The sequence below is a fragment of the Carbonatibacter coralli genome, from assembly GCF_039592655.1.
Classification (GTDB): domain Bacteria; phylum Pseudomonadota; class Alphaproteobacteria; order Kiloniellales; family Kiloniellaceae; genus Carbonatibacter; species Carbonatibacter coralli.
The window spans coordinates 424,189-451,117 of record NZ_JBBUTJ010000003.1 but is presented as its reverse complement, the minus strand read 5'-3'; the positions used below and the strand labels follow the sequence as shown (position 1 = coordinate 451,117).

At 54.2% G+C, this 26,929-nt stretch carries 39 protein-coding genes; all 39 read left to right on the top strand.

All coding sequences use genetic code 11. The features are described from left to right. On the top strand, nucleotides 1-609 hold a 609-nt coding region (locus AAAH10_RS10600), incomplete at its 5' end, for an EF-Tu C-terminal domain-related protein (RefSeq protein ID WP_343563294.1). Between the two features lie 272 nt (nucleotides 610-881). After that, nucleotides 882-1,196, top strand: coding sequence for a 30S ribosomal protein S10 (rpsJ, locus tag AAAH10_RS10595; protein ID WP_343563292.1), 315 nt, complete (start codon nucleotides 882-884; stop codon nucleotides 1,194-1,196). A gap of 5 nt (nucleotides 1,197-1,201) precedes the next feature. Continuing rightward, complete coding sequence (gene rplC, locus AAAH10_RS10590) at nucleotides 1,202-1,924, top strand: 50S ribosomal protein L3 (RefSeq protein ID WP_343563290.1); 723 nt, start codon at nucleotides 1,202-1,204, stop codon at nucleotides 1,922-1,924. Nucleotides 1,925-1,927: 3 nt separating this feature from the next. Next, the gene (gene rplD, locus AAAH10_RS10585; RefSeq protein ID WP_343563288.1) at nucleotides 1,928-2,545 is read left to right on the top strand and encodes a 50S ribosomal protein L4; all 618 of its coding nucleotides are present in this window, start codon (nucleotides 1,928-1,930) and stop codon (nucleotides 2,543-2,545) included. After that, complete coding sequence (locus AAAH10_RS10580) at nucleotides 2,542-2,877, top strand: 50S ribosomal protein L23 (RefSeq protein ID WP_343563286.1); 336 nt, start codon at nucleotides 2,542-2,544, stop codon at nucleotides 2,875-2,877. The genes rplD and AAAH10_RS10580 overlap by 4 nt, the downstream gene beginning before the upstream one ends. Nucleotides 2,878-2,881: 4 nt before the next feature. Then, a complete protein-coding gene (gene rplB, locus AAAH10_RS10575; RefSeq protein WP_343563285.1) occupies nucleotides 2,882-3,712 on the top strand; it encodes a 50S ribosomal protein L2 in 831 nt (276 codons plus the stop codon). Between the two features lie 18 nt (nucleotides 3,713-3,730). Then, nucleotides 3,731-4,015 carry a 30S ribosomal protein S19 gene (rpsS, locus tag AAAH10_RS10570; protein ID WP_343563284.1) on the top strand — a complete coding sequence of 95 codons (285 nt, stop codon included), beginning with the start codon at nucleotides 3,731-3,733 and terminating at the stop codon, nucleotides 4,013-4,015. Then, the gene (gene rplV / locus AAAH10_RS10565) at nucleotides 4,012-4,392 is read left to right on the top strand and encodes a 50S ribosomal protein L22 (protein WP_343563281.1); all 381 of its coding nucleotides are present in this window, start codon (nucleotides 4,012-4,014) and stop codon (nucleotides 4,390-4,392) included. Before rpsS ends, rplV begins: the two co-directional genes overlap by 4 nt. Continuing rightward, on the top strand, nucleotides 4,392-5,069 hold the full coding sequence (gene rpsC / locus AAAH10_RS10560) for a 30S ribosomal protein S3 (protein WP_343563279.1): 678 nt from the start codon (nucleotides 4,392-4,394) through the stop codon (nucleotides 5,067-5,069). The genes rplV and rpsC overlap by 1 nt, the downstream gene beginning before the upstream one ends. 28 nt (nucleotides 5,070-5,097) lie before the next feature. Beyond that, entirely contained in the window at nucleotides 5,098-5,520 is a 423-nt protein-coding gene (rplP, locus tag AAAH10_RS10555) for a 50S ribosomal protein L16 (protein ID WP_343563277.1), read from the top strand. Continuing rightward, nucleotides 5,520-5,714 carry a 50S ribosomal protein L29 gene (rpmC, locus tag AAAH10_RS10550; protein WP_343563275.1) on the top strand — a complete coding sequence of 65 codons (195 nt, stop codon included), beginning with the start codon at nucleotides 5,520-5,522 and terminating at the stop codon, nucleotides 5,712-5,714. Before rplP ends, rpmC begins: the two co-directional genes overlap by 1 nt. 11 nt (nucleotides 5,715-5,725) lie before the next feature. Beyond that, entirely contained in the window at nucleotides 5,726-5,968 is a 243-nt protein-coding gene (gene rpsQ / locus AAAH10_RS10545; protein WP_343563273.1) for a 30S ribosomal protein S17, read from the top strand. 15 nt (nucleotides 5,969-5,983) lie between these two features. After that, nucleotides 5,984-6,352, top strand: a complete 369-nt coding sequence (gene rplN / locus AAAH10_RS10540; RefSeq protein WP_343563271.1) for a 50S ribosomal protein L14 — start codon at nucleotides 5,984-5,986, stop codon at nucleotides 6,350-6,352. Beyond that, nucleotides 6,352-6,672 carry a 50S ribosomal protein L24 gene (gene rplX, locus AAAH10_RS10535; RefSeq protein ID WP_343563308.1) on the top strand — a complete coding sequence of 107 codons (321 nt, stop codon included), beginning with the start codon at nucleotides 6,352-6,354 and terminating at the stop codon, nucleotides 6,670-6,672. The genes rplN and rplX overlap by 1 nt, the downstream gene beginning before the upstream one ends. Before the next feature lie 16 nt (nucleotides 6,673-6,688). Then, complete coding sequence (gene rplE / locus AAAH10_RS10530) at nucleotides 6,689-7,231, top strand: 50S ribosomal protein L5 (protein ID WP_343563269.1); 543 nt, start codon at nucleotides 6,689-6,691, stop codon at nucleotides 7,229-7,231. A gap of 20 nt (nucleotides 7,232-7,251) precedes the next feature. Then, nucleotides 7,252-7,557, top strand: coding sequence for a 30S ribosomal protein S14 (rpsN, locus tag AAAH10_RS10525; protein WP_343563266.1), 306 nt, complete (start codon nucleotides 7,252-7,254; stop codon nucleotides 7,555-7,557). A 16-nt stretch (nucleotides 7,558-7,573) separates the two neighbouring features. Next, a complete protein-coding gene (gene rpsH, locus AAAH10_RS10520) occupies nucleotides 7,574-7,972 on the top strand; it encodes a 30S ribosomal protein S8 (protein ID WP_343563264.1) in 399 nt (132 codons plus the stop codon). Nucleotides 7,973-7,986: 14 nt separating this feature from the next. Then, nucleotides 7,987-8,520: a 50S ribosomal protein L6 gene (rplF, locus tag AAAH10_RS10515; RefSeq protein ID WP_343563261.1), complete on the top strand. Its 534-nt coding sequence runs from the start codon at nucleotides 7,987-7,989 to the stop codon at nucleotides 8,518-8,520. 2 nt (nucleotides 8,521-8,522) lie between these two features. After that, nucleotides 8,523-8,882: a 50S ribosomal protein L18 gene (gene rplR, locus AAAH10_RS10510; protein ID WP_343563259.1), complete on the top strand. Its 360-nt coding sequence runs from the start codon at nucleotides 8,523-8,525 to the stop codon at nucleotides 8,880-8,882. Nucleotides 8,883-8,893: 11 nt separating this feature from the next. Then, on the top strand, nucleotides 8,894-9,436 hold the full coding sequence (rpsE, locus tag AAAH10_RS10505; RefSeq protein WP_343563257.1) for a 30S ribosomal protein S5: 543 nt from the start codon (nucleotides 8,894-8,896) through the stop codon (nucleotides 9,434-9,436). A gap of 13 nt (nucleotides 9,437-9,449) precedes the next feature. Then, nucleotides 9,450-9,638, top strand: a complete 189-nt coding sequence (rpmD, locus tag AAAH10_RS10500; RefSeq protein ID WP_343563255.1) for a 50S ribosomal protein L30 — start codon at nucleotides 9,450-9,452, stop codon at nucleotides 9,636-9,638. A 45-nt stretch (nucleotides 9,639-9,683) separates the two neighbouring features. After that, entirely contained in the window at nucleotides 9,684-10,148 is a 465-nt protein-coding gene (gene rplO, locus AAAH10_RS10495; RefSeq protein ID WP_343563253.1) for a 50S ribosomal protein L15, read from the top strand. Nucleotides 10,149-10,289: 141 nt separating this feature from the next. Then, complete coding sequence (secY, locus tag AAAH10_RS10490; protein WP_343563251.1) at nucleotides 10,290-11,624, top strand: preprotein translocase subunit SecY; 1,335 nt, start codon at nucleotides 10,290-10,292, stop codon at nucleotides 11,622-11,624. Further along, nucleotides 11,621-12,196, top strand: coding sequence for an adenylate kinase (locus AAAH10_RS10485; protein WP_343563249.1), 576 nt, complete (start codon nucleotides 11,621-11,623; stop codon nucleotides 12,194-12,196). Before secY ends, AAAH10_RS10485 begins: the two co-directional genes overlap by 4 nt. A 421-nt stretch (nucleotides 12,197-12,617) precedes the next feature. Next, nucleotides 12,618-12,986, top strand: a complete 369-nt coding sequence (gene rpsM, locus AAAH10_RS10480) for a 30S ribosomal protein S13 (protein WP_343563247.1) — start codon at nucleotides 12,618-12,620, stop codon at nucleotides 12,984-12,986. 24 nt (nucleotides 12,987-13,010) lie between these two features. Continuing rightward, nucleotides 13,011-13,400, top strand: a complete 390-nt coding sequence (gene rpsK, locus AAAH10_RS10475; RefSeq protein ID WP_343563246.1) for a 30S ribosomal protein S11 — start codon at nucleotides 13,011-13,013, stop codon at nucleotides 13,398-13,400. A 166-nt stretch (nucleotides 13,401-13,566) separates the two neighbouring features. Beyond that, on the top strand, nucleotides 13,567-14,583 hold the full coding sequence (locus AAAH10_RS10470) for a DNA-directed RNA polymerase subunit alpha (RefSeq protein WP_343563244.1): 1,017 nt from the start codon (nucleotides 13,567-13,569) through the stop codon (nucleotides 14,581-14,583). Nucleotides 14,584-14,763: 180 nt separating this feature from the next. After that, entirely contained in the window at nucleotides 14,764-15,189 is a 426-nt protein-coding gene (gene rplQ, locus AAAH10_RS10465; protein WP_343563243.1) for a 50S ribosomal protein L17, read from the top strand. 192 nt (nucleotides 15,190-15,381) lie between these two features. Then, nucleotides 15,382-16,821: a DegQ family serine endoprotease gene (locus AAAH10_RS10460; RefSeq protein WP_343563242.1), complete on the top strand. Its 1,440-nt coding sequence runs from the start codon at nucleotides 15,382-15,384 to the stop codon at nucleotides 16,819-16,821. 26 nt (nucleotides 16,822-16,847) lie between these two features. Next, nucleotides 16,848-18,137, top strand: coding sequence for a replication-associated recombination protein A (locus AAAH10_RS10455; protein WP_343563240.1), 1,290 nt, complete (start codon nucleotides 16,848-16,850; stop codon nucleotides 18,135-18,137). Between the two features lie 481 nt (nucleotides 18,138-18,618). Beyond that, nucleotides 18,619-19,260: a cysteine hydrolase family protein gene (locus tag AAAH10_RS10450; RefSeq protein ID WP_343563238.1), complete on the top strand. Its 642-nt coding sequence runs from the start codon at nucleotides 18,619-18,621 to the stop codon at nucleotides 19,258-19,260. Between the two features lie 91 nt (nucleotides 19,261-19,351). After that, on the top strand, nucleotides 19,352-19,513 hold the full coding sequence (locus tag AAAH10_RS10445) for a hypothetical protein (RefSeq protein WP_343563236.1): 162 nt from the start codon (nucleotides 19,352-19,354) through the stop codon (nucleotides 19,511-19,513). A gap of 145 nt (nucleotides 19,514-19,658) precedes the next feature. Next, nucleotides 19,659-20,045: a fluoride efflux transporter CrcB gene (crcB, locus tag AAAH10_RS10440; RefSeq protein ID WP_343563234.1), complete on the top strand. Its 387-nt coding sequence runs from the start codon at nucleotides 19,659-19,661 to the stop codon at nucleotides 20,043-20,045. After that, nucleotides 20,042-21,139 carry an RluA family pseudouridine synthase gene (locus AAAH10_RS10435; protein ID WP_343563232.1) on the top strand — a complete coding sequence of 366 codons (1,098 nt, stop codon included), beginning with the start codon at nucleotides 20,042-20,044 and terminating at the stop codon, nucleotides 21,137-21,139. The genes crcB and AAAH10_RS10435 overlap by 4 nt, the downstream gene beginning before the upstream one ends. Before the next feature lie 2 nt (nucleotides 21,140-21,141). Further along, nucleotides 21,142-21,837, top strand: a complete 696-nt coding sequence (locus AAAH10_RS10430; protein ID WP_343563230.1) for an HAD-IA family hydrolase — start codon at nucleotides 21,142-21,144, stop codon at nucleotides 21,835-21,837. 24 nt (nucleotides 21,838-21,861) lie between these two features. Next, entirely contained in the window at nucleotides 21,862-22,623 is a 762-nt protein-coding gene (locus tag AAAH10_RS10425) for an ATP12 family protein (protein WP_343563229.1), read from the top strand. Nucleotides 22,624-22,812: 189 nt separating this feature from the next. Next, nucleotides 22,813-24,345 carry an acyl-CoA carboxylase subunit beta gene (locus AAAH10_RS10420; RefSeq protein ID WP_343563306.1) on the top strand — a complete coding sequence of 511 codons (1,533 nt, stop codon included), beginning with the start codon at nucleotides 22,813-22,815 and terminating at the stop codon, nucleotides 24,343-24,345. A gap of 47 nt (nucleotides 24,346-24,392) precedes the next feature. Continuing rightward, nucleotides 24,393-26,420, top strand: a complete 2,028-nt coding sequence (locus AAAH10_RS10415) for an acetyl-CoA carboxylase biotin carboxylase subunit (RefSeq protein WP_343563228.1) — start codon at nucleotides 24,393-24,395, stop codon at nucleotides 26,418-26,420. Between the two features lie 47 nt (nucleotides 26,421-26,467). After that, nucleotides 26,468-26,929 (top strand): hypothetical protein, encoded by a 462-nt coding sequence (locus tag AAAH10_RS10410; protein ID WP_343563226.1) that lies wholly within the window; start codon nucleotides 26,468-26,470, stop codon nucleotides 26,927-26,929.

Here is a 26,929-nt window from a genome sequence, read left to right as displayed (position 1 = left end):
ATGGCTGCTGTTGACGAGTACATCCCGACACCGGATCGTCCTGTTGACCAGGACTTCCTGATGCCGATCGAGGACGTGTTCTCCATTTCCGGTCGCGGTACAGTTGTGACCGGCCGTGTTGAGACCGGTATCGTGAAGGTTGGTGAGGAAATCGAGATCGTTGGTATCCGTGACACTCAGAAAACCACCTGTACAGGTGTTGAAATGTTCCGCAAGCTTCTGGACCAGGGCCAGGCTGGCGACAACATCGGTGCCCTTCTGCGTGGTGTTGGCCGTGAAGACGTTGAGCGTGGTCAGGTTCTTGCGAAGCCGGGTTCCATCACACCGCACACACACTTCTCTGCTGAGTGCTACATCCTGACGAAGGAAGAGGGTGGTCGTCACACGCCATTCTTCGGCAACTACCGTCCACAGTTCTATTTCCGTACCACAGACGTAACCGGTGTTGTTACTCTGGAAGAAGGTACTGAAATGGTCATGCCTGGCGACAACGTGAAGATCAACGTTGAGCTGATCGCTCCGATCGCCATGGACAAGGGTCTGCGTTTCGCGATCCGTGAAGGTGGTCGTACTGTTGGTGCCGGCGTCGTTGGCGACATCAGCAAGTAATATCTGAAATCCGCTTCAAAAGCGGGTTTTGGAAGCCGTTTTAGAGCTTCGAGGCGTAAAAGTTATCGTTTCTTTAAATTAGGCATTGCCTGTAACGGGGCGTTCTGTTATTAGAACGCCCCGTTACCTGTTTTTACCCGGCTTTCTTTTGAGGGGCGGAAAAAACGGGTTTCGTTTATGTTTGACTCTTATCGAACAAGAAAGGGGTTAACGGCGTTCCAATGCCTCTGGCAATGCCAAGGTAAGAACGGGTTAATCAAAGGTGGCTGAAAATGGACAGCCAAAACATTCGTATCCGCCTTAAGGCATACGATCACCGGGTGCTGGATCAATCCACTTCCGAGATCGTAAATACGGCAAAACGGACTGGCGCGCAGGTGCGTGGCCCGATCCCGCTGCCAACACGTATCGAGAAATTCACCGTTCTTCGTGGTCCTCACATTGACAAGAAGAGCCGTGAGCAATTCGAAATGCGTACGCACAAACGTCTTCTGGATATCATCGAACCAACTCCACAGACCGTAGACGCGCTGATGAAGCTCGATCTGGCTGCCGGTGTTGATGTCGAGATCAAACTGAAAGGCTGATTGAGATGCGTACGGGAATTATTGCGCAAAAACTTGGCATGTCTCGTGTCTTTACAGACGACGGGAGCCACGTTCCTGTTACTGTTCTGAAACTGGACAGCTGTCAGGTTGTAGATGTTCGCACCCAGGATCGTGACGGCTACACAGCCGTTCAGCTGGGTAGCGGTGAGGCGAAAGTGAAAAACGTCAGCAAAGCTGAGCGTGGTCACTTCGCAAAAGCTAAAGTTGCTCCCAAAAAGACCGTGGCCGAGTTCCGCGTGTCTGCTGATGCGCTTCTCGAAGTTGGTGCAGAGATCTCTGCAGACCACTTCATTGCGGGTCAGTATGTGGATGTAACCGGTACCTCTATCGGTAAGGGTTTTGCCGGTGCCATGAAACGCCACAACTTCGGTGGTCTTCGTGCGTCACACGGTGTTTCCATCTCCCACCGTTCCCACGGTTCCACTGGTAACAGCCAGGACCCGGGCAAGGTTTTCAAGGGTAAGAAAATGGCTGGTCATATGGGTGACCGTCGTGTGACAACCCAGAACCTTGAAGTGGTTGCCGCTGATGCTGAAAATGGTCTTCTGATGATCAAGGGTGCAATCCCTGGCTCAAAAGGCGGTTGGGTGTTTGTTCGCGATGCAGTGAAGCGTGCGCTTCCTGAAGGCGTTCCGTTCCCTGCCGGTCTGAAAGCTGGTGAAGCTGCTCCTGCTGAAGCAGAAGCGTCTGAAGAGAAGGATGCATAACCCATGAAAATCGCGGTTACTTCCCTCGAAAACAAAAAAGCCGGTGACATCGAGCTGAATGATGCTGTGTTCGGTCTGACCGTTCGCGGCGACATCCTGTCTCGCATGGTCAACTATCAGCTGGCAAAGCGTCGCGCTGGCACCCACAAGGTGAAAGAGCGCGGTGAAGTGTCTGGCTCCACACGCAAAATCAAGCGCCAGAAGGGCGGCGGTGCACGTCACGGTTCCATCCGTGCGAACATCTTCCGTGGTGGTGGTGTTGTTCACGGTCCACGCGTTCGTGATCACGCTATCGAACTGCCGAAGAAAGTGCGCAAGCTGGCTCTGAAAACAGCTCTTTCTGCAAAAGCTGCAGAAGGCAAGCTGATTGTTCTGGACAGCCTGAACGTGGGTGAAGCGAAAACCTCCGCTGTTGCCAAAACACTTGCAGGTCTCGGTTGGTCTTCTGCCCTGATCGTTGATGGTGCATCCGTAAGCGAAAACTTCGCTCGCGCTGCTCGCAACATTCCGGGTGTAGATGTGCTGCCTTCTCAGGGTGCGAACGTTTACGACATCCTGCGTCGCGACACACTGGTTCTGACCAAGGACGCTGTTGAAGCGCTGGAGGCTCGACTGTCATGAGCAGAGCACGTGCACGCAAAGCTACCCCGGCGGTAGTTGTTTCTACAGAGCGTACATACGAAATCCTTCGTCGCCCTGTCGTAACAGAAAAATCCACTCTGGGTGCTGACCACAATCAGGTCACATTCCAGGTTTCCCTCGATGCGACCAAGCCGGAAATCGGTGCGGCCGTTGAAGCACTTTTCGGTGTTAAGGTAAAGGCTGTGAATACCATCCGTCAGGCTGGTAAGAGCAAGCGTTTCCGTGGTCGTCCAGGCCGTCGCTCTGATTACAAAAAAGCGATCGTGACCCTGGAAGAAGGCCACAGCATCGACGTGACAACAGGAATCTGAACCGATGGCTTTGAAAACCTTTAATCCGGTTACGCCAAGCCAACGTAACCTGGTCCTGATTGATCGGTCCGAGCTTTACAAAGGCAAGCCGGTCAAGAAACTCACTGAGGGTCTGACCAAGTCCGGTGGTCGTAACAACACCGGTCGTATCACCATGCGTCGTCGTGGTGGTGGTCACAAGCGCAGCTACCGTCTGGTCGACTTCAAGCGTAACAAGCTTGACGTTCCAGGCACAGTTCAGCGTATCGAATACGATCCGAACCGTACTGCGTTTATCGCCCTGATCGAATACACCGACGGTGAGCTGGCTTACATCCTGGCTCCACAACGTCTTGCAGTAGGTGACCAGGTCATCTCTGCTGCCAAGGCGGACGTGAAGCCCGGTAACACCATGCCTCTGAGCGCGGTTCCGGTTGGTTCCATCGTTCACAACGTTGAACTGAAAGCAGGCAAGGGCGGTCAGCTGGCGCGTTCTGCAGGCTCTTACGTTCAGCTTGTTGGTCGTGATGGTCCCTACGCACAGATCCGTCTGAGCTCCGGCGAACTTCGTCTGGTTCGCGGTGAGTGCAAGGCGACAATCGGTGCGGTGTCCAACCCGGACAACTCCAACCAGAACCTTGGTAAGGCTGGTCGTAACCGTTGGCTGGGTCGTCGCGGCGCTGTTCGTGGTGTTGCCATGAACCCGATCGATCACCCGCACGGTGGTGGTGAAGGTCGTACATCCGGTGGTCGTCACCCAGTGACACCATGGGGTAAGCCGACCAAGGGTGCCAAGACCCGTCGCAACAAGAAGACGGATGGTCTGATCATTCGTCGTCGCAGTAACAAACGTTAATCGAGGAAGGCTAGTACTATGGCTCGCTCCGTATGGAAAGGCCCTTTCGTTGACGCCTACCTTCTCAAGAAGGCAGAAGCAGTTCGTTCTGCTGGTCGCAACGAAATCGTCAAGACCTGGTCTCGTCGCTCCACGATCATGCCACAGTTTGTTGGTTTGACGTTTGGCGTCTATAACGGCCAGAAGCACATCCCTGTTCTCGTTTCCGAGAACATGGTTGGTCACAAGTTCGGTGAATTCGCTCCATCCCGTACCTACTACGGTCACGGTGTGGACAAGAAAGCGAAGAAAGGCAGAAAATGAGCAAGTCTACACGTGAACGCGCGTTGGCAGACAACGAAGCTCGCGCAGTTGCTGTCAATCTTCGTACTTCTGCTCAGAAGCTCAACCTGGTTGCAGCTTCTATCCGTGGCAAGTCCGCGGAGGTTGCACTGGCAGAACTGACTTTCAACAAGCGTCGTATCGCTGAAGAAGTCAAAAAAGCCGTGCAAGCAGCAATTGCGAACGCTGAAAACAATCATCAGCTCGATGTTGACCGTCTCTACATTGCAGAGGCTTATGTCGGCAAGAGCTTCGTCATGAAGCGCTTCCGTGCTCGTGCACGCGGCCGTGTTGGTCGTCTGCTCAAGCCATGGTCCCGCCTGACTGTTGTTGTCCGTGAACGCGAGGAGGCCGCATAATGGGTCAGAAAATTAATCCAATCGGTCTTCGCGTCGGTATCAACCGTACTTGGGACTCCCGCTGGTTTGCAGATGGTGATTATGCCGATCTGCTGCATGAAGACCTGCGCATTCGTGAATTCCTGCGTAAAAAGCTGAAGCAGGCCGGTATCTCCCGCATCGTTGTGGAGCGCCCGGCCAAGAAAGCACGCGTTACCATCTACACTGCTCGTCCGGGCGTTGTGATCGGTAAAAAAGGCGCGGATATTGAAAAACTGCGTGGCGCACTTCAGAAAATGACTTCTTCCGAAGTTCATCTGAACATCGTCGAAATTCGCAAGCCTGAACTGGATGCGAATTTGGTTGCAGAGAACATCTGTTCTCAGCTAGAACGTCGCGTAGCATTCCGTCGTGCAATGAAGCGTGCGGTTCAGTCCGCTATGCGCCTCGGCGCTCAAGGTGTTCGTATCAACTGTGCCGGCCGTCTGGGTGGTGCAGAGATCGCGCGCACCGAGTGGTATCGTGAAGGCCGTGTTCCTCTCCACACACTGCGTGCGGAGATTGACTACGCTGAAGCTCGCGCACTGACAACCTACGGGATCCTGGGCGTCAAGGTCTGGATCTTCAAAGGTGAGGTGCTGGCGCACGATCCTATGGCTATGGACAAACGCGCTCAGGATTCACAGGCAGCTCGCTAACGCGGGCTCAGCTTGAGGAAATAGAAAAATGTTGCAACCAAAGCGGACGAAATTCCGCAAAGCACATAAAGGCCGGATCCACGGCACTGCAAAGGGTGGCACCGAACTGAATTTCGGTGCATACGGTCTCAAGGCCGTTAGCCCTGGTCGTGTTTCCGCCCGTCAGATTGAAGCGGCTCGTCGTTCTGTTACCCGTCACATGAAGCGTGTCGGTAAACTGTGGATCCGCATCTTTCCGGACACTCCTGTGTCCTCTAAACCCGCTGAGGTTCGTCAGGGTAAAGGTAAAGGTAACCCGGAATGGTGGGCTGCCAAAGTCAAACCCGGACGTGTCATGTTCGAACTGGACGGTGTTCCGTTGGAACTGGCTCGTGATGCCTTTAAACTGGCATCTGCGAAACTTCCTGTTCAGACCAAGTTTATCGTACGTCCAGGTGAGGGAGAAAAGTAATGAAAGCTTCTGATCTTCGCACCAAGTCTGTCGATGAGCTGAAAGCTGAACTGGCAACTCTTCGCAAAGAGCAGTTCAACCTGCGTTTCCAGGCGGCTTCCGGCCAGCTGGAGAACACAGCTCGTGCACGCCTCGTGCGTCGCGACATCGCCCGCGTAAAAACTGTCCTGCAGTCTCTGCAGGCTACCTCCTAAGGAGTTCGACCATGCCACGGCGTGTTCTACAGGGTGTTGTTGTGAGTGACAAAACTGACAAGACAGTAACTGTTCTTGTTGAGCGTCGCGTAATGCACCCGATTTATAAAAAGTTCATCAAGCGTTCCAAGAAGTATCACGCTCACGATGAGAACAACGCCTTCAGCGAAGGCGATACCGTTCGCATCATCGAGTGCACACCAATTTCCAAGACCAAGTCCTGGACAGTGGTGTCCGAGACTTCTGACGCATAAGTAAGGATTGAACCAATGATCCAGATGCAAACTCAACTTGATGTCGCCGACAACTCCGGCGCGCGTCGAGTCCAGTGCATCAAGGTGCTTGGCGGTTCCAAACGCAAAACCGCTGGTGTTGGTGACATCATCAAGGTTTCCGTAAAGGAAGCCATTCCACGCGGTCGCGTGAAGAAAGGTGATGTTCACCGTGCCGTCATCGTTCGTACAGCGAAGGAAATTCGCCGTCCGGATGGCACCTCGATCCGTTTCGACACCAACTCTGCAGTTCTGCTGAACAAGCAGGACGAGCCGATTGGTACTCGTATTTTTGGCCCGGTTACTCGTGAGCTGCGTGCGCGCAACTTCATGAAAATCGTATCTCTGGCACCGGAGGTTCTGTAATCATGGCACAAAGAATTAAAAAAGGTGACCAGGTTGTTGTGACAACCGGTCGCGACCAGGGTAAGAAAGGCGAAGTGCTTTCTGTTCTGACCAAGGAGAACCGTATCGTTGTCCAGGGTGTGAACATTGTGAAGCGCCACACGCGTCCTTCCCAGGTATCCGCAGGTGGGATCGTCGAGAAAGAAGCTCCCATCCACGTTTCAAACGTTGCACATGTTGATCCGAAGTCCGGCGAGGCGACCCGTGTTGGTTTCCGCGTTGACGACAAGGGCAACAAGGTGCGCTTCGCCAAGAAGTCTGGCGAAGCAATTGACGCGTAAGCAGGAGTAACCTGAAATGCAGCCGCGTTTGAAAAAACACTTCGAAGATACAGTTAAACCGGCTCTGACCGAGCAGTTTAACTACTCCAACCCGATGATGATGCCACGTCTTGAAAAAGTCGTTCTGAACATCGGTGTTGGTAAAGCCGTGCAAGACTCCAAGAAAGTGAAAGCTGCGGCTGAGGAGCTCACCAAAATCACAGGTCAGAAGCCTGTGATCACTCGTGCCAAGAAATCCATCGCGGGTTTCAAGGTTCGTGACGGTATGCCCCTCGGCTGCAAGGTCACTCTTCGCGGGGCCCAGATGTACGAATTCCTCGATCGTCTGATCACCATTGCCCTGCCGCGTGTTCGCGACTTCCGTGGTGTATCTGCCAAGGCATTTGACGGTCAAGGTAACTACAACATGGGTCTGAAAGAACAGATCGTTTTCCCAGAGATCGAATACGACCAGATCGACGAGATCCGCGGGATGAACATCACAATCTGTACCACTGCGAAGTCTGACGACGAAGCGCATGCGCTTCTGAAGGCTTTCGATATGCCTTTTGAGAAATAAGGGCTGAAAGGAACAGTATAATGGCAAAGAAATCTGCCGTAGCGAAAAACAAGCGTCGTGAGCGCCTGGTGGCTCAGCAAGCTGAAAAGCGCGCTGAACTCAAAGCACTCGCGACCAACCGTGATGTTTCTCCCGAAGAGCGTTTCATGGCTAACCTGAAGCTGGCTCAGCTGAAGCGTGACGGATCCAAGATCCGTCTTCGCAACCGTTGTGAAGTGACAGGTCGTCCTCGTGCGTTCTATCGCAAGTTCAAGATGTCTCGTATCGCCCTGCGTGATCTGGCCTCCGTTGGCCAGGTTCCAGGCGTCGTGAAATCTAGCTGGTAATGAAAGGATCTGCGAGATGGCGATGAGCGATCCCTTGGGGGATATGCTAACCCGCATCCGCAATGGACAACGGGTAGGCAAAGCCTCCGTTCGTACTCCGGCTTCCAAACTGCGCGCAAGCGTCCTGGAAGTCCTGTTGCGTGAAGGTTACATTCGTGGGTATTCCGAAGAAGAAATCCGTAAGGGCATCAACGAGTTCGTTGTAGAACTCAAGTATGCTGACGGCGAAGCGGCGATCTCCGAGATCAACCGTGTTTCCCGTCCTGGCCGTCGGGTTTACTCCAAAATCAAGGAATTGTCCCGTTTCTACAACGGTCTTGGTATCACAATCCTGTCCACTCCAAGTGGCGTGATGTCAGACAATGAGGCTCGCGCTGCCAATGTTGGCGGTGAAGTCCTCTGCCAGGTATTCTAAGGGGAGGGAACCACATGTCACGTGTTGGTAAGAACCCCGTCGCAATTCCTGACGGTGTGGAAGTAACTGTTGACGGTGTAACCGTTAAAGCCAAAGGCAAGCTCGGCGAGCTGTCCTTTGTAGCAACTGAAGATGTAAAAATCGCAGTTGAAGACAAGTCCGTCGTTGTAACACCTGTTAACGACAGCAAAAAGGCTCGCTCCATGTGGGGTACAGCCCGTGCACGCATCAGTAACCTGGTGGAAGGTGTTTCCAACGGCTTTGCGAAAGAGCTGGAAATCAACGGTGTTGGTTACCGTGCGCAAGTTCAGGGTCAAACTCTGAACCTGTCTCTCGGTTTCTCCCACGATGTTCTCTTCCCCATTCCTGAGGGTATCGAGATCAAGTGTGAAAAGCCTACATCCGTACGCGTTTCCGGTCGTGACAAACAGCTTGTTGGTCAGGTTGCTGCGAATATCCGCGCTTACCGCCCACCAGAGCCTTACAAGGGCAAAGGTGTGAAGTATGCGGACGAAGTAATCCTGCGCAAGGAAGGCAAGAAGAAGTAACCATGCAAAACGTATCTCTCAATGAGCGCCGCAAACGCCGCGTTCGTACACAGATCCGACGTAAAGCTGGTGGCCGTCTGCGTTTGTCAGTTTTTCGTTCGAGCAAGAACATCTACGCTCAGGTGATTGACGACAGCAAGGGTGTAACCGTTGCTGCTGCCTCCAGCCTGGAAGGTGATCTTAAAAAACAGCTGAAAACAGGTGCTGATGTGAATGCAGCCGCGTCTGTTGGCAAGCTGATCGGTGAACGTGCCCTTGCGGCTGGTGTCAGTGAAGTGGTCTTTGATCGTGGTGGTTATATCTTCCACGGTCGTGTAAAGGCTGTTGCTGATGCTGCCCGTGAAGCCGGCCTGAAGTTCTAAGGGGATCAGTAATGGCTCGTGCACAAAAAGAAGATCGCAATCGCGATCAGGAATCAGAACTGATCGAGAAACTGGTCGGTATCAACCGTGTTGCCAAGGTTGTCAAAGGTGGTCGTCGTTTCGGCTTCGCTGCGATGGTCGTTGTTGGTGATGGTCGTGGCCGCGTTGGCTACGGCACCGGTAAGGCTCGTGAAGTTCCTGAAGCCATCCGTAAGGCTACCGAAGATGCGAAACGCAAAATGATCCGCGTTCCGCTGCGTGAGGGTCGTACCCTTCACCACGACGTGAAAGGTCACTTCGGTGCTGGTAAAGTTGTCCTGCGTTCTGCGCCAGTTGGTACCGGTATCATTGCCGGTGGTCCGCTGCGTGCAGTATTCGAAGCCGTTGGCGTTCAGGACGTTGTTGCCAAGTCTAACGGGACCTCCAACCCGCACAACATGATCAAGGCCGCTTTCGAAGGCCTGGGTCGTAGCCGCAGCCCTCGTATGGTTGCGCAACGTCGCGGCAAGAAGGTTTCCGATATCCTTGGCTCACGTCCCGAAGCAGAAGCTTGAGGGGTAATGAACCATGGCTAAGAAAAAAACCATCACCGTTGTTCAGATCGGCAGCCCGATTGGTCGTACAAAAGATCAGCGTGCGACTCTGGTAGGCCTCGGCCTGAACAAAATGAACCGCCAACGTACACTGGAAGACACTCCTTCTGTTCGTGGCATGATCAACAAGGTGAGCCATCTTGTGAAAGTGGTGGAGGCGTAAGCCTCCTCCTCATCTCACCGAGATTGGGAAACTGGGACCAATACTATGAAGCTCAATCAGCTTTCCGATAACCCTGGTGCTACAAAAGACCGCAAACGCGTCGGTCGTGGTACCGGTTCCGGCTACGGCAAAAACGCCGGTGGCGGTCACAAGGGTCAGAAGTCCCGTTCCGGCGTAGCCATCAAAGGCTTCGAAGGTGGTCAGATGCCTCTGCACCGCCGCCTGCCGAAACGTGGTTTCAACAACATTTTCCGCAAGGATTACGTGCCACTGAACATTGGCCGTCTGCAAGCAGCGATCGACGCAAAGAAAATCGATGCTTCCAGCGCCATTGATACAGATGCACTGATTGCTTCCGGTCTGATCACCAAAGCCCGCGACGGTATCCGTCTGCTGGGTAGCGGTGAACTGACTGCGAAAGTCAACATCACTGTTGCCGGTGCTTCCAAAACAGCTGTTGCAGCTGTTGAGAAAGCAGGTGGTAGCGTGACTGTTACTGAAAGCAAGTAATAGCTCTTTGCTGCATGAAAACGGCGGTTGTCTCAATCTTTTGAGATGCCGCCGTTTTTTCGTGTTTGCGAAGCGGGAGTTAATTTGCTAGGTAAAGTCTCTCTTTAAGAATTTGACAACATTTATCGGAGATCAGGTCTCATGGCCTCTGCTGCCGAACAGCTCGCGCAGAATATGAATTTCAGCGCCCTGTCCAAAGCGACAGACCTCAAGAAACGCATCTGGTTCACCCTGGGTGCGCTGATCATCTATCGCCTTGGAACATATATCCCACTGCCAGGAATCGATCCGGAAACCTTCCGCCAGATCTACAGCAGTCAGTCCGGTGGTGTGCTGGATATGTTCAACGCCTTTTCCGGCGGTGCGCTCGAGCGTATGACCATCTTCGCACTGAACATCTTCCCCTACATTTCTGCATCGATCATCATGCAGCTCATGACCGCGATTGTTCCTTCGATCGAGGCGATGAAGAAAGAGGGTGAGGCGGGCCGCAAGAAGATCAACCAGTACACCCGTTACGGGACTGTTCTTCTGGCGTCTGTACAGGCTTACGGTATTGCTGTCGGTCTGGAAGCTGCGGGTGCTTCCGGTTTCGGGAGCGCGGTGATTGATCCGGGTATGTTCTTCCGTATCTCCACTGTGATCACCCTGACCGGTGGTACTGTCTTCCTGATGTGGCTGGGCGAGCAGATCACCCAGCGTGGTATCGGCAACGGTATTTCCCTGATCATCTTCTCCGGTATTGTGGCGAACCTGCCTCTTGCGCTGGCTGAAGCGTTCTCTCTGGGACAAAGCAACGGTATCGTGGCTGTGATCATCCTGGCTGTGCCTTTCATTATCGCAGGTATCGTTGCCTGTGAGCGTGCGCACCGCCGTGTGATTGTCCAGTATCCAAAGCGTCAGGTTGGCAACAAGATCTTTGGTGGTGATTCGTCTCACCTGCCAATCAAACTGAACGTTTCCGGTGTGATTCCTGCGATCTTTGCGTCCTCTCTGCTGCTGATGCCGCTTTCTGCTGCTAACCTGTCGGGTGCGGGCGGACCGGAGTGGCTGACTTGGGTTACTGCAAATCTGGGTCGCGGATCTGTTCTCTATCTGACAGCCTATTCGCTCCTTATTGCTTTCTTTGCTTTCTTCTACACCGGCATTGTCTTCAACACTGAAGAGACTGCCGACAACCTGAAGAAGCATGGTGGTTTTATCCCGGGTATTCGTCCGGGTGCGAACACAGCTGCGTTCCTGGAGCGCATTATCAACCGTCTGACTGTTGTTGGGGCTTCCTACCTTGTCGCAGTTTGTCTGCTGCCGGAACTCCTCATCACGGAATTTAACGTTCCGTTCTATTTCGGTGGCACGAGCTTGCTGATCGTTGTCTCCGTAACAATGGATACCGTTGGTCAGATTCACTCACACTTGGTGGCTCACCAATATGAAGGGCTTATCAAGAAGTCCAAGTTGAAGGGACGTCGTGGATGAACATTATTCTCTTTGGCCCTCCCGGGGCAGGGAAGGGTACACAAGCGGCCTTTCTGGTCGAGGAATTCGGAATTGTTCAGCTCTCTACCGGCGACATGCTGCGTGCAGCGATTGCCGAGGGAACCGAGCTGGGCAAGAAGGCCAAGGCGATCATTGACGCAGGTCAGCTGGTGGCCGATGATATTATGGTTGGCATCATCTCGGACCGCATTGACGAGCCGGACTGTGCAAAGGGCTTCATCCTTGATGGTTTCCCGCGCACAGTGGCCCAGGCCGAAGCCCTGGAAACGATGCTGGTTGAAAAGGGGCTTGATCTGGATGCCGTTATCGAAATCCAGGTTGATGAGCAGATCCTCTTTGACCGTATTGAAAAGCGTGTGTCTGAAACGCCTCCGGAACAGCGTCGTGCAGATGACAATGCGGAAACCCTGCGCAAGCGTCTGCAGGTCTATCGCGACCAGACTGCGCCGGTGCTGCCGTTCTATTCCGAACGCAAGATGCTGCGTCCTGTGGACGGCATGCAGCCTATTGAACAGGTGACCTTTCAGATCCTGTCCCAGATCGGGAACTGATCCAGACATAAAAAACAGGAAAAGGCCCTGCTCGAAAGAGCGGGGCTTTTTCTTTTTGCGGTTCGGAACCGGCCTGAAGGATTCTTTGACGGGCCGGGGAATGTAGGGATTGACAGCGCAGTTGTTATGCCTATAATCCGCCGCCAAACACAGGGTTTATCGGTGTTTTTGGCGGTTTGTATTCCATCGGGGAAAGGAATCGTCAGAAGCTCTGGTTTTTTGTGTGCTTTTTTCTTTGATTTTGCTGTTGTGACATCATAAGAAAGGGGCGATCAATCCAATGCATTCATAGCGCGGTGTATCTGACGCGCTGGCAAAGGGTTGAAAGTGTCGGCGTCTTCCTTCACCTCTGACGACTGCCGCGGATTTTGAACTGGAGTGTCATGGGATACTCCTTAACCGATTAGCGAGGAGACCTTAAGTGGCTCGTATTGCTGGCGTCAACATCCCGACGCAAAAACGGGTGGTGATTGCATTGACCTATATCCACGGTATTGGTCCTGCAAAAGCTCAAGAAATCTGCGATGCTGTTGCTATTCCGGCTGAACGCCGGGTCAATGAGCTGACAGATGATGAAGTACTTCGCATCCGCGAAACCATCGACAACAACTTCACTGTCGAAGGTGACCTGCGTCGCGAAGTTGCAATGAACATCAAGCGTTTGATGGACCTGGGTTGCCTGCGCGGCCTGCGTCATCGTAAGCGTCTGCCTGTACGTGGTCAGCGGACCCGTACAAATGCACGGACCCGCAAAGGCCCTGCAGTCGCAATCGCTGGTAAGAAGAAATAATTCTGGAAAGAGGATTTTAAGCCAATGGCAAAACCTCAGGCTCGTATTCGTCGTCGCGAGCGGAAGAATATTTCTTCCGGCATTGCGCACGTAAACTCTACATTCAACAACACCGTCATCACCATTACTGACGTTCAGGGCAATGCTATTTCCTGGGCTTCTGCTGGTGGTCTGGGTTTCAAAGGTTCCCGTAAGTCCACACCTTACGCTGCTCAGCTGGCTGCTGAAGAAGCGGGTAAAAAGGCTCAGGACCACGGTATGAAAACCCTGGAAGTCAACGTGAAGGGCCCTGGTTCAGGACGTGAATCTGCTCTGCGTGCGCTTCAGGCGGTTGGTTTCACAATCACTGCAATCCGTGATGTGACACCTATCCCGCACAACGGTTGTCGCCCTCCAAAGCGTCGCCGCGTATAATCCGCAAGGATTTTGAGCAGGGTCTGCGTTGGGCGATCCTGCTTTTTCCTGTCAGAAAGTCGGAAGAATGCTTCCGGCTTTTTGGCGTCTCAAAAGACAGGACGGGAACCATTGTTGCCTCCCAACGGCAAACGACAGCCTGTCCTTTATTTCAAGAGGTAATTCCGTGATTCAAACCAACTGGAATGCACTGATCAAGCCGGAAAATCTGGTCGTTGATAATGAAAAAGACGCAACCCGCATGGCGAAGGTTGTTGCCGAGCCGCTCGAGCGTGGTTTCGGTCTGACACTGGGCAATGCCCTGCGTCGTGTTCTGCTGTCTTCCCTGCAGGGTGCAGCGGTTACATCCATTCAAATCGACGGTGTGTTGCACGAGTTCTCTTCCATCCCGGGTGTCCGTGAAGACGTGACAGACGTCATCCTGAACATCAAAACCATCGCTCTGCGCATGGAAGGCGAAGGTCCGAAGCGCATGCGTCTGCGTGCTGAAGGCCCTGGTCCTGTAACTGCCGGTCAGATCGAAACCGGTGCGGATGTCGAGGTTCTCAGCCCTGATCTGGTGATCTGTAACCTTGACCAGGGTGCAACCCTGGACATGGAGCTGACCGTCAACACAGGCAAAGGCTACATTCCTGCTGCGCAAAACCGTCTGGAAGATGCGCCAATCGGTCTGATCCCGGTTGATTCCATCTTCTCGCCTGTTCGCAAGGTTTCCTACAAGGTCGACAACACGCGTGTTGGTCAGGTGACTGACTATGACAAGCTGACCATGGAAATCGAAACCGACGGTTCCATCACTCCGGAAGACGCGCTGGCTGTTGCATCCCGCATTCTGCAGGATCAGCTGCAACTCTTCATCAACTTCGACGAGCCACAGGCCGAGAAGGTTGAAGAGCATCCAAGCGAGCCTCCGTTCAACCGCAACCTGCTGCGCAAGGTTGACGAGCTGGAGCTGTCCGTTCGTTCTGCAAACTGCCTGAAGAACGACAACATCGTTTACATTGGTGATCTGGTTCAGAAGACCGAAGCTGAAATGCTCCGCACTCCGAACTTCGGTCGTAAGTCCCTGAACGAGATCAAGGAAGTTCTCGCCGGTATGGGCCTGCACCTCGGCATGGAAATTGTCGAGTGGCCACCGGAGAACATCGAAGAGCTTGCCAAGCGTCTGGAAGAGCCTTACTAAGGCAGCCAGCCGTTATGGTTTGATCGGGGATCTCCGGATCCCCGTTTACCCGCTGTTGCCAGAGGGGCACAGCACAACAGGTACACAGCCCGCTGACATGCTTTCGGGCCTGTTTCGGTTCTGCGGCCTGTTGACGTTCAATCTGTCTCATGCGTGAGACACCAGACATGGAGAAGAGAAATGCGCCATAGAATGTCCGGTCGTAAACTCAACCGTACCAGCAGCCACCGTAAAGCAATGTTCGCGAACATGGCTCACGCCCTGATCAAGCACGAGCAGATCAAGACAACCCTGCCGAAGGCAAAAGACCTTCGTCGCGTTGTCGAGAAACTTGTGACTCTCGGCAAACGTGGTGACCTGCACGCTCGTCGTCAGGCCGCTTCTGTTCTTCGCGATGATGCTCTGGTTGCCAAACTCTTCAGCGAAATCGCTGAGCGTTACACAGATCGCCCGGGTGGTTACACCCGCGTTCTGAAGGCAGGCTTCCGCCGCGGTGATATGGCTCCAATGGCCATCATCGAACTGGTGGACCGCAACGTTGATGCAAAAGGTCAGGACTCTGGCCCTGTTGCTGAGTTGGATGATCAGGCTGAAGGCGAAGAATAAGTCGCTGTTGGTCGAAAGATCCTGTCGGGTTTACCCGGCGAGAAAAGGCAACCGCAAGGTTGCCTTTTTTGTTTAAGAGCTTAGGTTTGAAAGAGGGGATGCGGATTCTGTCCCCTTGTGCTGAAAAGAACGGGGAAAATCGACAGTCTGTCGAACCGATTGTTTAAAGGGGACCCAGGGGTGATGCGTTTGATGAATAGAACAGGAAGTCTGAGATCTGCTGCGCTGGCCGGAGGCTTTGCAATCGCTCTTGCGGCCCTGCCGTCTCTGGTTGTGGCGCAGGACAATCAGACAACACGGACTGTTCCGGTTTCCCAGCAACAGGTTCTGCTGTCCTATTCCGAGGTGGTGAAAAAGACTGCGCCGGCTGTTGTGAACATCTTCACCAAGCAGGAAGTCACGCAGAAACAGGCGCGTTTGCCCGGGCTTTTCAATGATCCCTTTTTCAAGCGATTCTTTGGCCAGAATGCACCGGCGCGCAAAAGGAAGAGCAATTCTCTGGGCTCTGGTGTGATCGCAACGGAAGACGGTCTGATTGTGACCAACCATCACGTGATCAAGGGAGCGACCGAGATCAAGGTGGTCCTGTCTGATCGCCGCGAGTTTGATGCACAGCTCGTCATCAGTGATGAAGCGACCGATCTGGCGATCCTGCAGATTGATCCCGGCAATGAGACCCTGCCTGTTCTGGAGTTTCAGGACAGCGATTCCATCGAGGTCGGGGATCTGGTTCTGGCGATCGGAAATCCCTTCGGTGTCGGACAAACCGTGACCAGCGGTATTGTGTCTGCACTGGCCCGAACCCGTGTCGGAGTGGCTGACTACCAGTTCTTTATCCAGACAGATGCCGCAATCAACCCCGGTAACTCCGGTGGTGCGCTGGTGACGATGGACGGGAAGCTGCTGGGAATCAACACAGCCATTTTCTCCAAATCCGGTGGTTCTATCGGTATCGGCTTTGCCATTCCGGCCAACATGGTTCAGACCGTTGTCAGTTCTGCCGTTGAGGGGAATGAAGTTATTCGCGGCTGGCCGGGTCTGACCGGTCAAACGCTGACATCCGATCTGGCAGAAGGATTTGGACTGAGCAGGCCGGGTGGTGTTCTGGTGGCTAAAATCTATCCGGGTGGTCCGGCTGATCTTGCCGGATTGCAGGAAGGGGATGTCATCCTTGCTGTAAACAATCAGGAGATCACGGACTTCCAGTCCCTGCGGTTCCGTATTGCCACGGTTCCGGTCGGTCAGCAGACTGACCTCAAAATCTGGCGGAACAGGCAGGAGCTGACGCTTCCCTATATCTCCAGCATGGCACCGGAAACCCCGCCAGCCAATCGCCAGTTTGTCGAGGGACGGACGCCGCTTTCCGGAGCAGAGCTGGCCAATCTTTCACCGGCTCTTGCTGAAACGCTTGATCTGATCGGGCAGTGGGATGGTGTTGTGATCACCCGTGTTGCATCACGCTCTCCTGCCGCACAGTTGGGTTTCAAGCCGAGAGATATTGTCCTGTCCGTCAACGGTGTTGAAAGCCGCCGGGTTACGGATATCGAAACAGGTCTCCAGCAGCCGGGTCAACGCTGGAAGGTTGTGGTGCGGCGTAATGGCAAGATTAAAACCCTCGACCGCAAGCGCTAGGTCGCTTCTTTAGGAAAGCAGAAACAATGGCTGGCCTTTTTGAAAATCAGGCTTTGCGTCCGCTGGCTGACCGTCTTCGTCCGGCTGCACTGGAACAGGTCGTCGGGCAGGATCACCTGATTGGTGAGACCTCTCCCCTGGGGCGCATGGTCCGGGCACGGCGTCTGACCTCCATGATCCTCTGGGGGACGCCGGGCTGTGGAAAAACGACAATTGCCCGGTTGCTGGCTGATGTCACGGATATGCATTTCGAACAGCTTTCCGCGATCTTTTCCGGAGTGGCTGATCTTCGCAAGGTTTTTGACAGGGCGCGCGAGCGCAGGGCAATGGGGCAGGGCACACTGCTCTTTATTGACGAGATCCATCGTTTCAATCGTGCGCAGCAGGACAGCTTCCTGCCACATATGGAAGATGGCACCATCGTGCTTGTCGGAGCGACAACAGAGAATCCGTCCTTTGAGCTGAATGCGGCGTTGCTGTCGCGCTGTCAGGTTTTGACACTCAATCGCCTCAGTGACGAGGGCATGGAAGAACTGCTGAAGCGGGCGGAGAGCGAGATGGGCTATCCCCTGCCTTTGCAGGATGATGCCCGTGCTGCTGTTGTGGCCATGGCCGATGGCGACGGACGGTATCTGTTGAACATGGCTGAAGAGCTTTTCACGCTGCCGCCGGGGGAAGACCTGCCGGCTGACGGTCTGGAGCAGGTTCTGCAAAAACGTGCGCCAGTCTATGACAAGGCACAGGAAGGTCATTACAACCTGATGTCTGCCTTGCACAAGTCGTTGCGAGGGTCGGATTGTGATGCGGCGCTTTACTGGTTCGGGCGGATGCTGTCTGCCGGGGAGGACCCGCACTACATCGCCCGCAGGCTTTTGCGCTTTGCTGTCGAGGATATCGGTCTGGCTGATCCCAATGCGATGACGCAGGCTCTTCAGGCCTGGCAGACCTTTGAGAGACTGGGAACACCCGAGGGCGAACTGGCTCTGGCCCAGGCTGTGATCTATCTGGGGACGGCACCAAAATCGAATGCGGCCTACAAAGCCTACAAGCAGTCGGTGGCTGCGGCAAAGACAATGGGATCGCTTTCCCCGCCGAAACATATTCTCAATGCGCCAACGCGGCTGATGAAGGACCTCGGTTACGGTGACGGCTATGCCTATGACCATGATGCGCCGGACGGTTTTTCCGGCCAGGACTACTTCCCCGAGGAGATGCCCCGACAGCAGTTTTACCAGCCTGTGGATCGCGGTTTCGAGAGAGAGTTGAAAAAACGTCAGGAGTACTGGGCGCGACTTCGGGCAAACCGAAACAGGTAACAGGAGCGCTTTTGAATGGCTCTGTCGGCAGGAAACCATGATCATGAATCCTGCGCAGTGACGCTTGTTTCAGGGGAAGAGTTCATTTTTTTTCGTTAAAAAACAAAGGCGAAACCCTGTGTTGATTATCATCCAAGGGTTTTGTTTTGTTTTTTAACTTATGTTTTTCAATATATTAGACGATTTTTGAACGGTTAGATAAAAAGCTTTGCAAAAAATGCGCATCTGCTATGTTTTGTCGCGTCTTGTCAGACAGGGGCTTTGTCGCGTTAGCTGAGGGTCAGGATTACGACACGAGAGCCTCAACAGGAAATGGTAAAACTGAAGAGGGGGCTTTCGTTCGATCTGGCTCCAAGACCAGAAGTGCAAAAGCAATCCAGTGTGTCCTCTTTCCAGTGACCATAAGTGTGGTGTGAATGGTTCGGCTTTCCCAGTGCTTTCTTTGTGGCATTTGCGGAAAGTGATCAGTTAGGAAGATCGAATGCCTGAATATACAGCTCCGCTGAAAGACTCAGCTGCTTTGATAACTCTTTCAGCACAGCGTGATTATACCCTCCCGAAATCACCGATCCGGGCTTCAGGCCTGAAACGTGCTCTGCCTGCCCTGTCTCTTCTTGTACATGGCTGCCGTGACAAGTCACTTCCGATCTATCACTCCATTCGTCTCTATCGCCCCGATGGCTCGAATGTCGACGTCTGTCGTCGTCGGGATGTTGAAAACGGGCTGCGTGTCTTCATGCCGGGCAGCATGGGTGCTGAACTCATTCCTGAAGCACTGCCGGAAGACGACACGCATCGTATTGAGGCCGAACATCTTATGGCAGGCGAGTTTCAGACGATCGGCAACAGGGAAAAGATTTTCTATCGTCCCCGCTGGGGTGCCTTCCATGGAACCAACCTGGAAGAAGAGCTGAAAGCTCAGGGGATTACCACCTTGATCCTTTGTGGTTTCAGCTTTACGACAGCAACCCGCGCAACAGTTTACGAGGCATCTGCACGGGATTTTCGTGTCGTTGTTGTTCCCGATGCGCTGTGCAATGCCAGCGATGCGGCCCTGAGTGAGCTGGGTCGCATGGGTGTCTATCTGATGGAAAGCGAGCAGGTTGTGTCCTGGCTCGACTGAGTTTTGACCTGATATCACAAAATTGCTCCCGGATAATTTATTCGTTTTTTGCTATAATGCGGAAAATGTTGCGTTGAGGGAGTAACAAGACATGCGTGCCGTTATGGTTTTGATTGCTGTACTGGGATTGAATGCCTGCAAGACTGTTCCTGATGACGTAACTGTCAAGGGTGATGGTTACGAAGTTACTGTCGGGGATGAAAAGAGTGGAGATTTCTGTCCTCCCGGTCAGGCGAAAAAAGGCAACTGCTGATCAAAAGTATCTGAATATGACCTTGTTCATCATGAAAGCCCGGTTTTGATCCGGGCTTTGCTGTTTTCTGTCCTGCGTCTTTGAGTTTGCCTGAATAGCTGCTTTTTGATAGTTGAAAGGCCAGACTGATGGAGAAAGGTCGCTCATGTCCGTAAAAGTCCTGATATTTATCGCCATGGGTGGGGCCTTGGGGGCTGTGAGCCGCTATCTTTCGGTTGTGCTGGTGGGCAGGCTCTTTGACAGCGCCATGCCGCTGGGAACTCTTGCTGTGAACATTGTCGGTTCCTTTGTCATGGGGATGCTGGTTCCCTGGATTGGAAGCGGCATGGTCGTGGACCCGGCCATGCGTGCGCTGATGACGGTGGGTTTCCTTGGAGCCTTTACAACCTTTTCGACCTTTTCCATGGATGCGGTTTTGCTGCTTCAGCAAGGCAATCATATTCTGGCAGGGGCTTATATGACCCTGTCGGTGCTGGGGGCCGTTGGCGCCTTTATGGCTGGCTATGCCCTGATGAGAGGATTTGTTTCATGACCGGCGAAAATGAAAAGCCGACAGGCGGTGTGCGCCTTGAACAGGTGGGACGTGACGATGACGGCATGCGTCTGGACCGCTGGTTCAAAAAACACGTTCCGGCACTCAGTCACATCCAGGTGGAGAAGGCCCTCAGAAAGGGGCAGATTCGTCTGGATGGAAAGCGTGCGAAAGGGGCAACGCGCATCGAGGCCGGACAGTCTGTCCGCATTCCTCCGACCGGTGAAGGCAAGTCCGGTGCAGCTGGTGGTGAACGTCGCCAGCCTCAAAGTCGGCTGAGTGCAGAAGAAATAGCAGAAATTCGTGACTGGGTGATTTACAGGGACGAATGGATTATCGCCATCAACAAGCCTGCCGGGCTTGCGGTTCAGGGTGGTTCCGGTCAGACACGCCATCTTGATGGAATGCTGGAGGCCCTGCGCTACAACGCGGACGAGCGCCCGCGACTGGTTCACCGCCTGGACAAGGATACATCCGGTCTGCTCCTGCTGGCCCGCAATGCCACCATTGCCCGTTCCCTTGCAAAGATTTTCGAAGGGCGCTCCGCACACAAGATCTATTGGGCACTGGTGCGTCAGACACCGTCTCAGGACAAGGGCTGGATTTCCCTGCCGCTGGCCAAGCACCCCAGTCCGGCCGGAGAGAAAATGGTCGTGGATGAAGAGGACGGCAAGGAATCGCTTTCGCTCTATTATAAAATGGGCAAGGCCCGAAAGGGTGTTGGCTGGGTGGCTCTGATGCCGCTGACGGGGCGTACGCACCAGCTCCGGGTTCACTGTGCTGCTTCTGAAGCTCCCATTCTGGGGGATGGCAAATACGGCGGTCGGGATGCCTATCCCTTCAATGAGGACTTCCCGAAGGACCTGATGCTGCATGCAAGGGAACTTTCCCTGCCGCATCCTCATGATGGGACGACCCTGCGGTTGCAGGCGCCTGTGCCCACGCACATGAGCGAGGCTTTGTCCCAACTGCGCTTTGACCAGCGCAAGGGCGAGGATGCTGTTGATGTTCTGGAGCAGTATGCAACCGATCTCAAGCACTGTCCGCCGCGCGCCATTGATATCTTTTTCCGCAAGAAACCATTAAGAGACTAACGATGAACCAAGCCTTCAAACTGGTTGTTTTTGATTTTGACGGCACCATTGTCGACAGTCAGGCCATGATCCATCAGGGCATGAGCGAGGCCTTCCGTGTCAATGATCTGGATGCACCGTCGCTTTCTGCCGTGAAATCGATTGTCGGACTGTCACTGGAATATGCGATTGCGGAGCTGATGCCGGATGGCGGCAAGGACTGGGAGCGCACCTGCAAGGTGGCGGACAGCTACCGCCACGCCTTTGTGAAGTATCGTCAGGACCCGGATAACTTTCATGAACCTCTCTATCCCGGCGTGGAAGAGACCCTCAAGGGACTGCTGGAACAGAACTACAATCTGGCGATTGCAACCGGCAAGAATATGCGCGGTCTGGAAAACTCGCTGATCCATCATGGTCTGATGGACTACTTCGAAACGCTGAAAACTGCAGATCACGGTCGCAGCAAACCGCATCCGGATATCCTTCAGCAGGCTCTGGTCGAAAACACCGTCGAGCCACACGAGGCTATCATGATCGGGGACACCAGCTTTGACATGGCGATGGGACGTGCGGCCGGAACATCCTGTCTGGGGGTGCGCTGGGGCTATCACGAGGATGAGGAACTGATCAAGGCAGGTGCTCACAAGCTGATTGACAATTTCACTGATATTCCTGCGGCGCTGAATGAACTGGCTGCCGGTATCGCTGCCGAGTAATCCCGGGGAAGGTTGGGCAAAGAGATGGCTGAAATTTCCGAGAAAAAGACAACACCGATGAAACGCTTCTACAAGCAGGTTTCTGTCGGGGCTGTGGAAGAAAAAGACCGGGACGGCTGGCAGGTGCTGCTGGATGGACGCGTGCTGAAAACACCGGCCCAGCGCTCTCTGGTCCTGCCAACAGAAGCGCTGGCGCGGGAGCTGGCTGCGGAATGGGATGCCCAGAAGGATCAGATCGACGCCCAGACCATGCCGATCATGACGTTGGCCTGCACAGCCCTGGACTGGGTGGTTGATCATCGCCCGGCAGCAGAAGACACCCTGATCGATTACGGCAGTCATGATCTGCTGTGTTACTGGGATCACTCGGCCGATCAGTTGCTGGAGCTGCAGGAAAGGGTCTGGCAACCCCTGCTGGATCTCTCTGCCTCTGCAATGGGGGCGCCGCTGGAGAGGACATCAGGGCTTCTGGCAGTCGACCAGCCGGCTGAGTCCGCTCTTGCCCTTGCAAGGGTGATTGCGCGCTGCTCCGTGTTTCAGCTTTCTGCTCTGATGACCCTGGTACAGGAGGGCGGATCACTGGTCGTTGGCCTTCTGGCTCTGGGAAAGGCCATCACCGAAGAACAGGTTGTTGAAGCTGTTTTGCTCCATGACCAGTTCCAGCTTGATCGCTGGGGCAGCGATGATGATGCCCAGGCCCGCATAGCGGCCACCAAACGTGAATTCGAAGCCGTTTTCCGATTCCTGGACAGAGGCAGCCTTTTGGATGAAGACCTTCTGAAGTGATGCACCTGTTGCTGCGGGTGAAGCAAAACTTGCAGTGACTTCACATTTCCATACTTTTTTTGCGACAATTTTTCCGCAGGCCAGCCTCTTGCTGGTTCGGCGCAGTGACCCATGCTATAAAATTCTGATGTCATTCAGAAAACCAATGTCCGTCAGAGACTGTTGGCAGGGAGGAAACGCGTGAACGGTGTGCAGGATATCATTCGCCAGCTGGAGCAAAAACGTCAGGCTGCGCGTCAGGGGGGCGGTGAACAGCGGATCGCGGCCCAGCATGAAAAGGGCAAGTTGACAGCGCGGGAACGGCTGGACGTTCTGCTGGATGAGGGCTCTTTTGAAGAATGGGACATGTTTGTCGAACACCGCTGCAGTGATTTCGGCATGGAGAAGAACAAGGTTCCCGGTGATGGTGTTATCACCGGTCACGGTCTGATCAACGGCAGACTGGTTTTTGTCTTCTCCCAGGATTTCACGGTTCTTGGTGGCTCTCTTTCCAAAACCCATTCCGAGAAAATCTGCAAGATCATGGATCGCGCCATGGAGATGGGCGCACCGGTCATCGGGCTGAACGATTCAGGCGGGGCACGGATCCATGAGGGGGTGGATTCTCTTGCCGGCTATGCGGATGTCTTCCTGCGCAACACCCTTGCATCGGGTGTGGTTCCCCAGATTTCCATGATTATGGGTCCCTGTGCCGGTGGTGCTGTCTACTCTCCGGCACTGACCGACATGATTTTCATGGTCAAGGACAGCTCCTACATGTTTGTGACGGGGCCTGACGTGGTCAAGACTGTGACGCACGAAGAAGTCACAGCCGATGAACTGGGCGGGGCAAAAACCCATACAACCAAATCCGGTGTTGCCGACCTGGCTTTCCAGAATGATGTCGAAGCCCTGCTTGAACTGCGTCGTTTCATGGACTTTTTGCCATCCTCCAACAAGGACAAGGCACCGGATTTTCCGACTTCCGATCCTTACGAGCGCGATGTTGATGCGCTGGACATCATCGTACCGGACAATCCGAACAAGCCCTATGACATGAAAGACATCATCAACCAGATTGTCGATGACGGGGTTTTCTTCGAGCTGAAACCGGATTTTGCCGGCAACATCATCACGGGGCTGGCCCGTATGGGCGGCCAGTCTGTCGGTATCATTGCCAATCAGCCCATGGTTCTGGCGGGGTGTCTGGACATCAATGCCTCGACCAAGGCGGCGCGCTTTGTCCGTTTCTGTGACTGCTTCAACATTCCGCTGGTCACGCTGGTGGATGTCCCGGGCTTCCTGCCGGGTGTTGGGCAGGAGTACAACGGTATCATCCGTCACGGCGCAAAACTGCTCTTTGCCTATGCCGAGGCGACAGTGCCGAAAGTCACTGTGATTACCCGCAAGGCCTATGGAGGAGCCTATGACGTGATGTCTTCGAAGCACCTGCGCGGGGATGTCAACTATGCCTGGCCCAATGCGGAGATTGCCGTCATGGGAGCCAAGGGCGCGGTCGAGATTATCTTCCGCAAGGATCTGGATGATCCCGAAAAGATCGAAGAGCGCAGTAACGAATACAAGGAGAAGTTTGCCAATCCGTTTGTGGCTGCATCGCGGGGCTTTGTTGATGACATCATCATGCCTCATGGAACGCGGCGCAGGGTGATCAAGGCCCTGCAGATGCTGCGCAACAAGGATATCAAGAACCCCTGGAAGAAGCACAGCAACCTTCCGCTTTGAGGTTCCGCCCCTGTTGTTCCTGATGATCTTTTGACCGGATAGAGACCATGGCACTTTTCAACAAAATCCTGATTGCAAACCGCGGCGAGATTGCTTGCCGTATCATTCGTTCCGCCCAGTCGCTGGGTATCCAGACCGTTGCCGTCTACTCGGAAGCTGATGCCTCTGCGCTTCATGTTCGCATGGCAGATGAAGCCGTTCCCATTGGCGGCGCACTTTCAAGCGAGTCCTATCTGGTGATGGACCGCATCATTCAGGCCTGCAGGGACACGGGCGCAGATGCCGTGCATCCGGGCTTTGGCTTCCTGTCTGAAAATGCGGCCTTCGTTGCGGCGCTGCAAAAAGAAGGCATTGCCTTCATCGGCCCTTCCAGCCCTGCCATCGAGGCCATGGGTGACAAGATCCGCTCCAAGGAACTGGCCGCCGAGGCCGGTGTCTCGACTGTGCCCGGCAAGGGCGGGATCATCGAGGATGTTGAAGAGGCTCTCAGAATTGCCGGAGAGATCGGCTATCCGGTTATGATCAAGGCTTCTGCCGGTGGCGGCGGCAAGGGAATGCGGGTTGCCTGGTCCGAGGACGAAGCCCGCGAAGGTTTTTCCTCGGCCCGGAGTGAAGCGAAAAGCTCCTTTGGTGATGACCGTGTCTTTATCGAGAAGTTCATTGAAAATCCCCGCCACATTGAAATTCAGGTGCTGGCAGACAGTCACGGCAACACACTCTATCTGGGGGAACGCGAATGCTCCATTCAGCGCCGGAACCAGAAGGTGATCGAGGAAGCACCGTCTCCGTTCCTGGATGCCCAGACACGCCGTGCCATGGGGGAGCAGGCCGTGGCTCTGGCCAGAGCTGTGGACTATGTCACAGCGGGAACCGTCGAATTCATTGTTGATGACAAGAAGAATTTCTACTTCCTTGAAATGAATACGCGCATTCAGGTGGAGCACCCTGTTACAGAGATGGTCACAGGTCATGACCTGGTGGGCTGGATGATTCGTGTGGCGGCAGGGCAGGCTCTAGATTTTGTGCAAAGTGATGTGCAGATGAACGGCTGGGCCATCGAGGCTCGTCTTTATGCCGAGGACCCGTTGCGCAATTTCCTGCCCTCCATTGGTCGCCTTCAGAGTTACTCTGTGCCGACCAGTGAGCAGTTGTCTGTCGAGGGGGCGACCCTGCGCATTGACAGCGGTGTTGAGGAAGGCGCAGAGATTTCGATCTATTATGATCCGATGATTGCCAAGATGATCTGTCATGCCCCGACGCGAAGCGAAGCTGCACTGGGACTTGCCGAGGCACTGGATCGGACTGTTTTGAGGGGCCTGCAGAGCAACAGGGATTTCCTCTCCTGCATTCTGAGGCAGGACCGTTTTCTGTCCGGTCATCTGACAACCAATTACCTGCCCGAGGAGTTCCCGGATGGCTTTGAAGGTGTTGTGCCGTCGAAAGAGGCCATGCAGCATCTGATCGCTGTTTCGGCGCTGGTGCGCTATTCCCTGACCGAGCAGGCGGCGCTTGCCTCTTCGGTTGTGGCAGAACGTCCGGCCCGGGTTGGTGAGAGATGGCGGGTTTTCTCCAACGGGCATTCTGCATCAGTGGGGCTGATTGCTTCCGAAGACGGCTTTACCGTTGTTGGTGTCGACTTTGAGGGTGAGACTTTTGAGCGCTCCATTGTTGGGGGATGGTTCCCGCACGAGCGTTCCTTTGAACTGCTGGTGGACGGAGAGCTTTGTGCCTTCCAGATTGAGCGCCGTGACCCGCGTATGGTGATCAGTCTCGGTGGTGCCAATCTTGATTTTCTTGTGATTGAGGAACGTCTGGCAGAGTATCAGGCCCTCTTGCCAAAGCAGAACTCCTCTGTGGATGACAAGACGGTTCTGTCCCCGATGCCGGGCCTGCTGTTGTCCTTTGCCGTAGAGGAAGGGCAGACTGTTGAAGCAGGCGATGAACTGGCCAAGATCGAGGCCATGAAGATGGAAAACATTCTGCGTGCCGAACGTTCGGGGACGGTTTCAAAGCTCTGTGTCGAACCGGGGGAAAGTCTGCTGCTGGATCAGGAGATCCTTGAGTTTGAAGATTAGAGGCTTATGCTGTTGTTCGTAATCTCTTTGTTTTATGGGCGATTGTGATGGAGCAGCTTGAACATCCCCGTGAACGGATCTGGTCTGAAAGACAGCTCTGGTTTCAGGAAAGGGAAAACGTTTCTGCACAGAGGGGAGCTCCGGCGCCCTCTGAACAGAGCTGTGCCCTGATGATTGATGTGCAGTCTGCCTTCTGTGCGGGAGCCTTCTCCGCAGTGGTGATTATCACCGCTGCCATTGTTCAGGCACAGATCAAGGAATCCGGGGAGGAGCAGAATGCACTGGCGTCTGTTCCGCCTGAAGAACTGGCCTGGCTGAACAAGCTGCGCAACAAGCTGGTTCATGGTGACAAGCGATCACCGGGACTCACCATTGCTGATCAGTGGCACAACCGCGGTGAATGGGAAGACAAGGCCCGCCGCGCCATTCTGATTGCCTTTGATGTGCTTTACCCTGAACAGGGTAAAGGCGCGACACGACGCATTCGCAAGGTCGTCAGGGAGGGCTGA